The following is a 13736-nucleotide window of genomic DNA, read 5'->3' as shown; positions in this document are numbered from 1 at the left end:
TGTTTTAGCTGAAAATCGATTTATACAAAACAACAAAAAATTAAGCAGGTTTGCCAAATTATAAATAGCTGATTATCTTTTGTAGCTTTCTACCTACCTTGTAACTTTATTTATCAAATTAAATCCAATAAAAAAATATAAATCATGAATAAACATTTTATAGCCGGATTAATGAGTCTGGTAATTTTAAGCGGAATTTCTTCGGCACATGCCCAAGAAGAAAAAGCAAAAGTAGATCCAACCTATCGGGTAACTGCTACAAAAGTTAACGATTTAGTGCACACCAAATTAGATGTAAGTTTCGATTACGCAAAACGATATTTATATGGGAAAGCTTGGATAACACTAAAACCACATTTTTACACCACAGATTCTGTAATTCTTGATGCAAAAGGCATGGATGTTAAAAGTATTTCGGTAGTTGGAGCCAAAGGAAATACATCTGTAAAGTTTACGAACGATAAAGAGAAATTGTACATTCAGCTAAATAAAAAATATGTTAAGGATGAAAAATATACCTTATACATTGATTACACAGCAAAGCCGAATGAATTAACCATAAAAGGAAGTGCTGCAATAACCGATGCAAAAGGATTATATTTCATAAATCCCGATGGTACCGAAAAAAATAAACCAACACAAATTTGGACGCAAGGCGAAACTGAAGCTTCTTCAGCTTGGTTCCCAACTATTGATAAACCAAATCAAAAAACAACTGCCGAAATTTCGATGACGGTTTTGTCTAAATACGTGACTTTATCAAACGGTAAATTAGTTTCGCAAAAAGCAAATACAAACGGAACAAGAACGGATACCTGGAAAATGGATTTGCCACATTCGCCGTATTTATTTATGATGGCCGTAGGCGATTTTAAAATTTATAAAGACACGTACAAAGGCAAAGAAGTTAATTATTATTTAGAGCCAAAATATGCGCCTTACGCTAAAGCGATTTTTGGTAAAACACCTAAAATGATGGGTTTCTTTTCTCAGGTTACTGGAGTTGAATATCCTTGGAATAAATACTCACAAATTGTTGCCCGCGATTATGTTTCGGGAGCGATGGAAAACACCACGGCTACTTTACATGGCGAAGCTGTGCAAGCAACAGATAGAGAATTGTTGGATGGAGATCAGGAAAGTACAATTGCACACGAGTTATTTCACCAATGGTTTGGCGATTATGTAACTGCAGAATCATGGTCGAATATTACAGTTAATGAATCATTTGCAGCTTTTTCAGAAATTATTTGGAAACAGTATGATGCAGGAAAAGATGCTGCGGATAGAACGAGATATGAAAAATTAAATACCTATTTATCATCTACTCAAAATGGCGAAAGTCCAACATTAGTACGTTTTAATTATAACGATAAAGAAGACGTTTTCGATAATATCAGTTATCCAAAAGGAGCAGTGATTTTATATGCATTGAAAAATCAAATGGGCGATGATGCCTTTTTTAAATCGTTAAACCGTTATTTAACTACAAATGCATTTAAAAATGGAGAAGCTCAACAATTACGTTTAGCTTTTGAAGATGTAACAGGAAAAGATTGGTCGCCATATTTTAACCAATGGTATTATGCAGGTGGACATCCAATTTTAGATGTGAAATCTGATTATAAAGATGGAAATGCAACTATAAATGTGAAACAAATTCAGGCGGCAGATGTACAAACATTTACACTTCCTATAAAAGTTGATATTTATGCAGGCGGTAAAAAAAACACTAAAGAAATTGTAATTAATAGTAGAGAACAAAGTTTTAGTTTTCCTGTTTCGGCAAAGCCAGATTTAATCGACTTTGATGCTGATAAAATTATAGTTGGACAAGTTAAAGAAGATAAAACTTTAGAAAACTATATTTTCCAATATACAAATGCACCATCTTATGCCAATAGAATTAAAGCGATTGAGCAAGCAACATTGAAAAACAAAGAAACTGCAGCTCAACAAATGCTATTATTGGCATTAAAAGATCAAAATGAAGCGTTAAGAGCGTTGGCGATTAAAGGTTTTAATTTGAAAGATGAAAAAATAAAAGATATGGTTGGGTCTACATTGGCAACCATGGCAAAACAAGATAAAAACTCAAATGTTAGAGCAACTGCTTTAGCAAGATTAGCTTCATCTGGTGATAAAACCTATTTACCATTAGCAAAAGCAAGTTTAAATGATCGTTCTTATAAAGTAATAGGTACAGCTTTGCAAGCGATAAATATGTTAGAACCTGCTTCGTTAAATGGAGTAATGTCAGGTTTAGATGTAGATACCAAAGCACATATTCCTAACCAATTGGCGCAAGTTTATGCAGCTTTAGGCGATGATAGCTACAATGATTTTTACTTAAACATTGTAAATACAGAAGGCATTAATAAATTAGCTCAAGTGGTTGGTTTTTATTCTACTTATTTAGCTAAAAACACAAATCCAAAAATTACGCAAACTGGTGTTCAAGCTATCATTACCAATATGGATAGAACTAAATTAACACAGTATTTTGGGAAACAATTTGTGCAATTATTTACGACTGCAGAGCAAGCAAAATTAAAAGCCGCAGAAACGGCTCCAAGCCAAGAAGCAAAAGATAATTTAATTAAACAAGCTAGTTATTTTAAAGCAGGCGCTGATGACTTAGCGAAAAAATAATTCCATCGAATATTTTTAAGCCGCGGATTTGCAGATAATCTTTAATAGGAAAAATCTGAGAATCTGCGGCTTTATTGTGTTTAAGCAAACTCAAAAATTGCAGTTATCTTTCCTTCGGGTATCAATGATATAAATAATTTTCCACCCATCTTCTCCTTTAAAAAGTTGGAAAGAATTAACGCCGCAATGGCTAAATTTTTCGCCTACGTAAAACTTATAATCCGTCCAAACGCTGGCAAGATTAGCATCGATTAATATTTTAGTAAATACAATACGTTCATCGTATTTTTCGGGATGTGGAGTGCCAATACTTTTAATAAAATCGCTTACATTTTCTGTTCTAACTACAAATTTCCCATCCTTGTTTTTTGCGATTGTCTGCATAGTATTTTGAGTTGCAAAAGCTTTGCGTATCATGGCAGTATCGGCATTTCTCATACCATCAAATAATAAATTAATGGTTGCTTTTACCGCTGTTTCTTCGGTGTTTGATTGTGCATAAAGTTGAATGCTTCCAAATAGAAATAGAATAATGCTTAATCGTTTCATGACTTGAATTTTACTGATTTAAGTTAAATATATGGTATTTTTGCAATTAGTTAAAAGAACAAATAGGTTGTAAATCAATCATCCCGCCATTCACACTAGCAAAAAGCTAAATCTTTTATTATTAATCAATTACCTTATAGAGTGTGTGTATGTTGAAAATTATTTTCGTAAGTCAGCTTGTAAATAGTGTAAACTTATAATGTATTTTAAATAATTGGGAATTGTTCTTTAAATATTCGAGAAATGGAAGAAGAATTTGAATTTGATTTTAATGATGATGCGCAACACTCTGTAGAACGTTACGAAGAGATGATCCGAAACCAGGATCAATACTTTTTTGATGCGCAGGCATTTGAATATATAATTGACAATTATATAGAAAAGAACGATCCGGTTAAAGCATTACAGGTTATAGAATATGCCTTAAACCAACATCCGTATGCTGCGGTTTTTTTGGTTAAACAAGCACAATTATTATTATTTACCAACCAGGTAGATAAGGCCTTTGCTGCGCTAGAAAAAGCAGAAATGTTAGAGGCATCGGAGCCTGATATTTATGTTTTACGTGGAAATATTTATCAGAATTTAGATCGCCATGCGGAAGCTTTAGAAAATTTTGAAAAAGCATTAACATTAGCAGAGACTACTGATGAAATTTTATTGCAAATGGCCTACGTGTATCAAAATATGCACGATTATGAAACTGCAATAGTTTACATCAAGCGTAGCTTAGAGCAAAACATGGAAAATAAGGACGGTTTATACGAACTTGCTTTCTGTTATGATATTTTAGATAAACAGGAAGAAAGCATTCAATTTTACCAAGAATACATTGATAGCGATCCTTATTCTTATGCAGCGTGGTACAATTTAGCAAACTCTTATCACAAGTTAGATTTGTTTGAAAAAGCAATTGATGCGTATGATTATGCCATTTTAATTAAAGAAAACTTTGCATCTGCTTACTATAATAAAGGCAATGCTTTAGTTCAATTGGATAAATACCAAGAGGCAATTGATGTTTACAAACAAACTTTTGAATACGAACCACCAAACGCAGATACGTATTGTGCAATAGGAGAATGTTACGAGAAGCTTGAAAAAATGGACGAAGCCCGTTCTTACTACAAAAAATCGGTAAAAATGGATTCAAAAATGGCTGATGCTTGGTTTGGTATTGGAGTAACTTTGAATTTTGAAGATCGTTTTTTCGAATCGCTTCACTTTTATAAAAAAGCATTGGAATTGGATGAAGAAAATCCAGATTTTTGGTTTGCTATGGCAGATGCGCATTATAAATTGGGTCAGATAGAAGAATCCGTTGAGGCTTATTATAAAGTTTTAGAATATAATCCGCTAGATATTGAGGCATGGCTAGATTTTTCAACTGTGTTATATGAGCAAGGGAAATTGTTAGAAGCTTCAGAAACAATGTCAGAAGCCATTAAAAATAACCCAGACGCGGCAGAATTATATTACCGAATGGTGGCTTATTTATTTGCATTAGGTCAAAGTAATGATGCTATTGCTTATTTAGAAACAGCTTTGGTTACCGATCCGGAAAAACATTATATCTTGTTCGAATATTTGCCACAATTACAAGATAATGGATTGATTATTGAAGTAATCAATAAATATATCAAATAGAAATTAACAAGAATTAACAGCTTTATTTTAAAAAATAGCAGAGTTTTTTTAACCTTTGCAGCATATATGAATTACAAATTAAATGATATTCCTGAGCGTTCGGTAAAACCTCGTCAAGGTGGATTAACCATGGTGATGGATAAAGGGCTGAGCCTTAGACAAGTTGAAGACTTTATAGATGTTGCGGGCGTACACACAGATATTGTAAAATTGGGATGGGCTACTTCCTATGTAACTCCTAAACTAAAAGAAAAATTAGCTATTTATCGTGATGCGGGCATTCCAACTTATTTTGGTGGAACGTTGTTTGAGGCTTTTGCTATTCGTAACCAGTTTGATGATTATCGTAGGGTTTTAGAAGAATTTGGAATGGAATATGCCGAAATTTCTGATGGTTCTATGGATATTGAACATGATGAAAAGTGCGAATTCATTAGAAAATTATCGACTCAAGTTACTGTAATTTCTGAAGTTGGTTCTAAAGATGCAGCTAAAATATTTGCGCCATATAAATGGATTGCTTTAATGAAAGCTGAAATTGAAGCGGGTTCTTGGAAAGTTATCGCGGAAGCCCGTGAGGGTGGAAATGTAGGTATTTATCGTGGTACAGGAGAAGTTAGAGAAGGATTAGTTGATGAGATTTTAACGCAAATACCAGAAGAGACTATCATTTGGGAAGCACCACAAAAAGAACAACAAGTTTGGTTTATCAAGCTAATTGGCACAAATGTAAATTTAGGTAATATCGCACCTGCGGAAGTAATTCCTTTGGAAACCATTCGTTTAGGCTTAAGAGGCGATACTTTTGATTATTTCTTGAATAAGGGAAAATAGTTACTCGTCTTTGCGAGGAGATCATTGCCGTCGACTTTAGTCGACGGTTTTTTTATAAAACATGAGAACATTCGGATTAATCGGCTTTCCTTTATCACATTCATTTTCTAAAAAATTCTTTTCCGAAAAATTTGAGAATGAAAAAATAGGAGATTGTAGCTATGAATTATTTCCAATTGAAAAGGCTGATGAAATGATGGAGTTAATTCAAAAAAATCCATCGCTTCGCGGACTAAATGTAACTATCCCACACAAAGTAAATATAATTCCTTTTTTAAATGAAATTGATAATGCAGCGAAAGAAATTGGCGCAGTAAATTGTATTTCAATTAACCAAAGTGGTAATCAACCTAAGCTAAAAGGATATAATACAGATGCGTATGGTTTTTCGGAATCTTTAAAACCGTTATTAGAAAAACACCATCAAAAAGCTTTAATATTTGGCGATGGCGGTGCAGCAAAAGCAGTTAAATATGTGTTAAATCAATTGCAAATTCCCTATTTGGTGGTGGTGAGAAACCCTGCTCCAAATGCAATTTTATATTCGGCAATTACCGAAGAAATATTGAATGAATATACAGTGCTCATTAACACAACGCCTTTGGGAATGTCGCCAAATTTAGATTCTTATCCGCCAATTCCTTATCAGTTTTTAACCACACAACATTTGGCGTATGATTTAGTTTATAATCCAGAAGAAACTGAGTTTTTGAAAAGAACGAAAAATCAAGGTGCAAAAATTAAAAACGGATTGGAAATGCTATATCTACAAGCGGAACGTTCATGGTATATTTGGAATACATAATATGAAAAAAAATATCCTTTTACTATTTGTTTTGCTGTCTGTTATTGCTGCGTGTACCAGTGAAAGCCCAAATACACCAAAACCTAAAGGTTATTTCCGCATTAATTTTCCAAAAAAGCAATACAGAACATTTAACTCAGATTGCCCTTTTACATTCGAATATCCAGTATACGCACAAATAACAGTAGATAGCGATAAAAATGCTCAGCCTTGCTGGAATAACATGAATTTCCCTCAATTTAATGGCAAACTTCATCTTACATATCATGGTGTTTTTTCTGAAAAGAACTATAATGAAATGACGGAATCTGCTAGAACATTGGCCATGAAGCATACCATCAAGGCAAATTCAATTGACCAAAAGTTAATTAATTATCCTGATAGGAAAGTTTACGGAATTTATTACGCGATAGAAGGAAATACGGCATCTTCTGTTCAGTTTTTTTTGACAGATAGAGCAAAACATTACTTTAGGGGAGCTTTATATTTTAACGAACGCCCTCAATATGATTCTATTCAACCTGTAGTTAAATTCCTTAAAAAAGATATCGACAGAATGATTGAAACTTTTAAATGGAAGAATTAACTTGCTAATTAGATTCCCAAACTATTAACCATTAGCCAAATGATCAGTTTAAAGAAATTTACATTTAATCCTTATCAAGAAAATACTTACGTTTTATACGATGAAACTGGAGCTTGTGTAATTATAGATCCAGGGATGTATGATGGAGCTGAGCAAGATGAATTGGTAGCTTTCATTAAAGAAAATCAATTAAAACCAGAACTTTTATTGAATACACATTGTCATATTGATCATGTTTTAGGTAATAAATTTGTATTCGATAATTGGGCATTAAAACCACAATTTCATAAAGGAGAATTATATATTTTACAAGCTGTTGCAGGGTACGCACCACAAATGGGTATGCGCTATGAGCTTTCGCCAGAACCTGAAGTTTTTTTACCAGAAACGGGTGCTATCGCTTTTGGGAACAGTAAACTAGAATTGATTTTTGCACCAGGTCATTCGCCAGCGCATCTATGTTTTTATGCAGTTGATGAAAACTTTTTAATAGGTGGAGACGTATTATTTTATCGAAGTATAGGTAGAACAGATTTGCCTGGAGGAAATCATCAGCAATTAATAACTAGCATTAAAGAAAATTTATTTCAACTGCCAGATGATTGTGAAGTTTTTCCAGGTCATGGCCCTTCGACAACAATTGGCTTTGAGAAAATGAATAATCCTTTTTTAGTGTAGTTGCTTAACATCAGTTTTACCGCTTACATTTTCCCTATCTTTATAGCGTGAATACAGCATTTTATATTGCCCGCAGATATCTTTTTGCAAAAAAATCGACCAATGCCATAAATATTATTTCGGCAATTTCTGTATTGGGAGTTTTTGTAGGAAGCACGGCTTTAATTATCATTTTATCTGTATTTAATGGTTTTGAAGAAGTGGTACTTAAAATGTTTAATACCATTACGCCGCAAATAATTATCATGCCATCGCAAGGCAAAACTTTTAATCCGAATACGGTCTATTTTAAAGAATTACAGGCAAATAAATCAATATTCTCTTATACGGAAGTCTTGTCAGAAAATGCTTTAATTTGGTACAATAACAAACAATCACCCGCTTTAGTAAAAGGTGTAAGTAGTGATTTTTTGAAGAATAAGAGCTTAGATACCATCATGATTGAGGGTAATTTTGTGTTGGAAAATAAGAATGGACCAAATGCCGTTATCGGCTCCGCTTTACAAGCTTATTTAGGTGTAAATTCGAGTGATCCCTTTGAAAAGTTACAAATTTATTCGCCCAAAAAAGGAGTTAAAGCGAGTTCGATTAATCCAATGGATGATTTTACAGTATTGAGTATTCCACCATCTGGAGTGTTTGAAGTTCAACAGGATTTCGACAATTTAATTATTGTGCCTTTAGCATTTGCTCGCGAACTTTTAGGCGAAGATAAAAATGTATCGGCTATAGAAATTAATGTAAATGATGGTGTAGATGCCGAAACGTTAAAAAACCAGATTGCTGGGAAATTAGGGTCAAACTTTGTAGTTAAAAACAGAATACAGCAAAATCAAGGTTTGTATAATGTTTTAGGCTCAGAAAAATGGATGGTTTATATCATTCTAACCTTCATTTTAATTATCGCCATATTTAATATTATTGGCTCATTAACCATGTTAGTTATCGATAAACTTAAAGATATTTCTATTTTAAATAGTCTTGGAGCGGGTAAAAAATTAATTAAAAGAATATTTTTGGTAGAAGGTATGATGATAACGTTAACGGGTTGTATCTTTGGATTATTAATTGGATTCGTTTTCTGTTTAGTACAGCAACGTTTTGGATGGGTTAAAATGGGAGAATCGAATTTATTAATGTCTAATGCTTATCCAGTTGCGTTTAAATGGAAAGATTTCGTGCTCGTTTTTATCACTGTTAGTATTTTTTCTTTTGTTGCTTCAGCTTTGGCATCAAATTTAAGCGTAAAGAAAATAGATCAATTAAATCAAGACCTTTAAAACATGAATAGCTATAAAAAATTAATTCTCCTATTATTTGCCTCAATGGCTGTTTTATTTGCTTGCCAAAGTGATAAAAAATCTGGTGATGGTAAAAGTAAAACTATCATAGCTAAAGGATTATATAGCTTTGGACCAGAAATTAAATCGTTTACAGATTGCGAAGAGGGAAGAGAATATTGGGTTGCAGATAGCGCTAAAACGTTAGAATTAGCATACAGCAATCTTGGTTTCGAAAAACCATATACACCAGTTTATATAGAAGTGGAGTGTAAATTGGTGAAATCTGATACGACAACAGTTACAGGCGATTATGATTCGACAATGGTGGTAACTAAATTGCTTAAAATTAGTAAGCAAATCCCTGATGGACCTTGTTCACAGTAATAGAATTTTACTTTGAAAATTAATCATCCAGCTTTAACCAAACTCTTACAACAAGCATATTCGGCAGAAAAAGCTGCGGCTTTTGCGTATATCGGTCATGCAAAAAATGTTAAAACCGAAGCCGAAAAACTAGCCATAAAACAGATTGAAATTGATGAATGGGGACACAGAACCGAAGTGTTGTCCATTATGAATGAATACGACATTCCAATCTCCAAATTTTACGAATTTAAATATCACATCATTGGTAAAACAATTTCTGGTTTATGTTATGTAATTGGTCGATTTATGCCTTTTTTCTTTGCAGGAAAACTAGAAAGTGGAAATGTTTGCGAGTATTTTAGAATGCGACAATATTTTAATGCTTTAAATATTACAAAACACGATGAGCTATTGTACGATATGGGCATTAAGGAAAAAGAACACGAAGTTTACTTTTTAGAACAAGTTAAAGACGATAAATTTTTACCCTTTTTTGAAAAAGTATTTTCTTGGGGAGTTAATACAAGCTATAATAATATTGATTTAGCAGATAAGCAATTGTCTGAAAATTCTGGAGATTATTGCAAGAAATAAGTTTTGAAACCAGGCGAACTAAACGTATAAATTTTGCTTAAAAGCAGGGATTATTTCGTTTTTAACTGCTTTTTCAAACAACGTATCAATAGCTTTTTTACCTTCTTCGCCTAAATCTATCGAGTATTTATTAACGTACAATTCTATGTGTTTGTACATCACGGCCTCATCCATCTCTTGTGCATGCTGACGAATAAAATCAATACCCGATTTAGGATTTGCAAAAGCGTATTCTACAGATTTTCTGATTAATCTATTTACTTTTTGTTGTATTTCTAAACTTAGGTTTCGATTAATTACAATTCCGCCCAAAGGGATGGCGCAACCTGTTAATTGCTCCCAATAATTGCCTAAATCAACTACTTTATGTAATCCTTTATCCTGATAAGTAAAGCGATTTTCGTGGATGATTAAACCCAAATCAATTTCTTCGTTTAGTAAAGCATTTTCAATTTCAGAAAACACCATTTCTTTTTTGTTGATGAGTTGAGGATAAGCAACTCCCAATAAAAAGTTTGCAGTCGTATATTTTCCAGGTATTCCAGTTTTCAGTTGACAATTTTCAGTTTTCAGTTGCTGATTAATTCTCTCAAAATTTTCTTTTTTACAAATCAATAATGGGCCAACGCCAAAGCCTAAAGCGCTGCCCGAATTTAAAAGCGCATACTTTTCTACCACATATGCAAACGCATGAAAACTCAATTTGGTAATGTCTAATTCGCCATTCATTGCCTTTTGATTTAAGGTTTCTACATCATCAAAAGAAACATCAAAAGTTAAACCTTCGGTATCAATTTTACCATGAATTAAAGCATCGAAAATAAACGTATCATTAGGGCAAGGCGAAAAACCAAGTGTAAGTTTCATAGGGCAAAAATAAATCTTTGTAGTATAGAAGCCGCAGATTCGCAGACTTTTTACAAATCTTGGTTAATCCGGTACTTTTTTTTACAAATTTAATCTGCGCATCTGCGGCAAACAAAATCAAGTTGTATAATTGATTAAAAAATCGATAACCCAATTGTTTAAATTTTTAATTGCCAATCCAATTTGCCAATTTTCTTTATTTCTTGGCTCAACATAGTTGGAAATACTTCTTACTTGCAAACAAGGAATATTCGACGTATTGCAAGCATAAAATACAGCAGCACCTTCCATGCTTTCTGTTTGCGGATTAAATCTTTGTTCAATTTTAGCGATGCTATCACTATTTCCATGAACTTTATTTACTGTAATTCCTTTCACCATCGGTAAATCAGCTAATTGATAACTAGCTTTAAAAGTGTTGTTTCCAAAGCCTAATTCATAAATTGTAATAAATTCATCGTGGTTTTCGGCGCCTAATTCTGCAAACGTATCCATGTAAATATTAACTAAACTTCCCAATGGGATATTTTTATCAAAACTTCCGCTGATGCCAATATTTACGACCAAATTATAACCATTATTCAAATGCTGACCTAATGCAAAAGCCGTAGCCGTCATGCCTACACCTGTAATCAGAATATCAAATTTAGCTTGCTGTACAAAATTTTCATCCGGCAGGTTAAAATGTTCAAATACTTTGCCCAACTCGGCTTTAGTGGCAGCAACAACCAATAGTTTCATAAGGTAAATGTAAAGAAATTCTTTCTATGCCAAATGGTCGACTGCTAATGGTCTATCTGCTATCAACCTTAACCAATATATAGTATATTTGTTCTTTATTTGATACAAAATGATTTATATAACACGCAGAGAGAGCTTTAATGCGGCTCACAAATTATCAAGAACAGATTGGAGTGAGGATAAAAATACGGAGGTTTATGGTAAGTGCGCAAACCCAAATTGGCATGGACATAATTATCAATTATATGTAACGGTTAAGGGGGAAGTTAATCCAGAAACAGGTTTTTTAGTAGATTTAAAATGGCTAAAACAGATAATTAATATTCATGTGATAGATAAAGTAGATCATAAAAATCTTAATTTGGATGTAGATTTTATGAAAGATATTTTAGCGTCTACAGAAAATTTAGCTATCGCGATTTGGGCTATTTTGGCACCTCATATTAAAGAAAGTGGAGCACAATTACATTGCATTAAAATTTACGAAACCGAAAATAACTTCGTTGAGTATTTTGGTTAATAACCATTAAAAACAAATATAAACTAATGGAAAACGATAAATACAATCACGAAGAAGAAACTGTAGGCTATCAAAAGATAGACCGATACGATGATGAAAAAATCGCTTCAGTTGCAGTACATTATAAAGATATTTTAGGAAAATTGGGCGAAAATCCAGAACGTGAAGGTCTTTTAAAAACGCCAGAACGTGTAGCTAAAGCATTGCAATATTTAACTCACGGTTACGATATTCAGCCGCAAGAAATTCTTCGCTCTGCAATGTTTAAAGAAGATTATAGCCAAATGGTAGTGGTAAAAGACATTGAAGTTTATTCTATGTGCGAACATCACATGTTGCCATTTTTCGGCAAAGCGCACATCGCTTATATTCCAAACGGACACATTGTTGGTTTAAGTAAAATACCAAGAGTGGTAGATGCTTTTGCTCGCCGTTTACAAGTGCAAGAAAGGTTGACAAATGAAATTAGAGATTGTATTCAAGAAACATTGCATCCGGCAGGAGTAGCAGTAGTAATTGAGTGTAAGCACTTGTGTATGTCGATGCGAGGAGTGCAAAAACAGAACTCTGTAACCACAACTTCGGCATTTACAGGAGAATTTATTAGCAATGATAAAACAAGAGCAGAGTTTTTGAGGTTAATAACAGCAGATCTTCATTAATCTGAAATTTCCAAAGAACAAAATTTTTAACAAGATATAAACTTCCCTTTGGGGATTAAATAGTATGAAAGCATATATATTTCCAGGGCAAGGCGCCCAATTTGTGGGTATGGGTAAAGACCTTTATGAAAATCCGTTAGCAAAAGAATTATTTGAAAAAGCCAACGAAATTATAGGTTTTCGTATTAGCGATATCATGTTTAGTGGCACAGATGAGGAGTTGAAACAAACTAACGTAACTCAACCCGCTATTTTTCTTCACTCGGTGATTTTAGCCAAAGTTTTGGGAGATGATTTTAAACCAGATATGGTTGCTGGACATTCTTTAGGTGAATTTTCTGCCCTAGTTGCTGCAAATGCGTTATCATTTGAAGATGGTTTGAGATTAGTGATTGCTCGTGCAAATGCGATGCAAAAAGCATGTGAACTTCAACCAAGTACTATGGCAGCTATTTTAGGCTTAGTAGATGAAGTGGTAGAAGAAATTTGTGCAAGTATTGATGCCGTTGTTGTTCCTGCAAATTATAATTGCCCTGGTCAATTGGTTATTTCTGGTAGTATTGAAGGAATTGATGAGGCTTGTTTGAAATTAACCGAAGCTGGAGCAAAAAGGGCATTAAAATTAAATGTTGGTGGCGCTTTTCACTCGCCGTTAATGGAGCCAGCAAAAGTAGAATTGCAAGCGGCAATTGAAAGCACTAATATCTCATCGCCAATTTGCCCTATTTATCAAAATGTAAATGCAAAGCCAACTACAGATCCAGCAACAATTAAGGCAAACTTAATTGCTCAATTAACTGGTGCGGTACGATGGACACAAACAGCTACGAATATGATTGCAGATGGAGCAACTGAATTTGTAGAAGTTGGACCTGGAAACGTGCTACAAGGTTTGGTGAAAAAAGTAAGTAGAGAAGTGCAAACTAGCAGTGCAAGCGTAGCTTAAATGCCG

The 13736-nt window shown here is 33.5% G+C and carries 15 protein-coding genes; 12 read left to right on the top strand and 3 right to left on the bottom strand.

Features of this window, described 5'->3' with window-relative positions:
- Positions 1 to 144: 144 nt before the first annotated feature.
- Positions 145 to 2652, top strand: a complete 2508-nt coding sequence (locus tag GM921_RS11220; RefSeq protein WP_182922731.1) for a M1 family metallopeptidase — start codon at positions 145 to 147, stop codon at positions 2650 to 2652.
- A gap of 90 nt (positions 2653 to 2742) precedes the next feature.
- Here the strand turns inward: GM921_RS11220 and GM921_RS11215 are convergent, their stop codons facing one another.
- A complete protein-coding gene (locus GM921_RS11215; protein WP_182922730.1) occupies positions 2743 to 3201 on the bottom strand; it encodes a nuclear transport factor 2 family protein in 459 nt (152 codons plus the stop codon).
- Between the two features lie 243 nt (positions 3202 to 3444).
- Between GM921_RS11215 and GM921_RS11210 the strand changes: the two genes are divergently transcribed.
- From GM921_RS11210 to GM921_RS11175, 8 genes are all read left to right on the top strand, one after another.
- Positions 3445 to 4848 carry a tetratricopeptide repeat protein gene (locus GM921_RS11210; protein ID WP_182922729.1) on the top strand — a complete coding sequence of 468 codons (1404 nt, stop codon included), beginning with the start codon at positions 3445 to 3447 and terminating at the stop codon, positions 4846 to 4848.
- A 66-nt stretch (positions 4849 to 4914) separates the two neighbouring features.
- Complete coding sequence (locus tag GM921_RS11205) at positions 4915 to 5682, top strand: phosphosulfolactate synthase (protein ID WP_182922728.1); 768 nt, start codon at positions 4915 to 4917, stop codon at positions 5680 to 5682.
- Between the two features lie 61 nt (positions 5683 to 5743).
- Positions 5744 to 6487 carry a shikimate dehydrogenase family protein gene (locus tag GM921_RS11200; RefSeq protein WP_182922727.1) on the top strand — a complete coding sequence of 248 codons (744 nt, stop codon included), beginning with the start codon at positions 5744 to 5746 and terminating at the stop codon, positions 6485 to 6487.
- A gap of 1 nt (position 6488) precedes the next feature.
- Positions 6489 to 7073 (top strand): gliding motility lipoprotein GldD, encoded by a 585-nt coding sequence (gene gldD / locus GM921_RS11195; protein WP_182922726.1) that lies wholly within the window; start codon positions 6489 to 6491, stop codon positions 7071 to 7073.
- A 39-nt stretch (positions 7074 to 7112) separates the two neighbouring features.
- Positions 7113 to 7751 carry an MBL fold metallo-hydrolase gene (locus GM921_RS11190; RefSeq protein ID WP_182922725.1) on the top strand — a complete coding sequence of 213 codons (639 nt, stop codon included), beginning with the start codon at positions 7113 to 7115 and terminating at the stop codon, positions 7749 to 7751.
- A 47-nt stretch (positions 7752 to 7798) separates the two neighbouring features.
- On the top strand, positions 7799 to 9031 hold the full coding sequence (locus GM921_RS11185; RefSeq protein ID WP_182922724.1) for an ABC transporter permease: 1233 nt from the start codon (positions 7799 to 7801) through the stop codon (positions 9029 to 9031).
- Between the two features lie 3 nt (positions 9032 to 9034).
- Positions 9035 to 9418, top strand: a complete 384-nt coding sequence (locus tag GM921_RS11180) for a hypothetical protein (RefSeq protein WP_182922723.1) — start codon at positions 9035 to 9037, stop codon at positions 9416 to 9418.
- A 12-nt stretch (positions 9419 to 9430) separates the two neighbouring features.
- Positions 9431 to 9994 (top strand): hypothetical protein, encoded by a 564-nt coding sequence (locus GM921_RS11175; RefSeq protein WP_182922722.1) that lies wholly within the window; start codon positions 9431 to 9433, stop codon positions 9992 to 9994.
- An 18-nt stretch (positions 9995 to 10012) separates the two neighbouring features.
- Here the strand turns inward: GM921_RS11175 and GM921_RS11170 are convergent, their stop codons facing one another.
- Positions 10013 to 10861, bottom strand: a complete 849-nt coding sequence (locus tag GM921_RS11170; protein WP_182922721.1) for a menaquinone biosynthesis family protein — start codon at positions 10859 to 10861, stop codon at positions 10013 to 10015.
- A gap of 117 nt (positions 10862 to 10978) precedes the next feature.
- Positions 10979 to 11602 carry a futalosine hydrolase gene (gene mqnB / locus GM921_RS11165; protein WP_182922720.1) on the bottom strand — a complete coding sequence of 208 codons (624 nt, stop codon included), beginning with the start codon at positions 11600 to 11602 and terminating at the stop codon, positions 10979 to 10981.
- 109 nt (positions 11603 to 11711) lie between these two features.
- On the opposite strand from mqnB, the gene GM921_RS11160 reads away from it, so the two are divergent.
- The 3 genes from GM921_RS11160 (at position 11712) to fabD (ending at position 13730) form a co-directional block, all read left to right on the top strand.
- Entirely contained in the window at positions 11712 to 12122 is a 411-nt protein-coding gene (locus tag GM921_RS11160) for a 6-pyruvoyl trahydropterin synthase family protein (protein ID WP_182922719.1), read from the top strand.
- 26 nt (positions 12123 to 12148) lie between these two features.
- Entirely contained in the window at positions 12149 to 12784 is a 636-nt protein-coding gene (gene folE, locus GM921_RS11155) for a GTP cyclohydrolase I FolE (protein WP_182922718.1), read from the top strand.
- Positions 12785 to 12848: 64 nt separating this feature from the next.
- A complete protein-coding gene (gene fabD / locus GM921_RS11150; protein WP_182922717.1) occupies positions 12849 to 13730 on the top strand; it encodes an ACP S-malonyltransferase in 882 nt (293 codons plus the stop codon).
- Positions 13731 to 13736 lie beyond the last annotated feature (6 nt).

The organism is Pedobacter planticolens (genome assembly GCF_014172375.1).
Taxonomy (GTDB): Bacteria; Bacteroidota; Bacteroidia; order Sphingobacteriales; family Sphingobacteriaceae; genus Pedobacter; species Pedobacter planticolens.
Note: the sequence above shows the minus strand (reverse complement) of the source record. Positions and strands in the feature narration are given on the sequence as shown.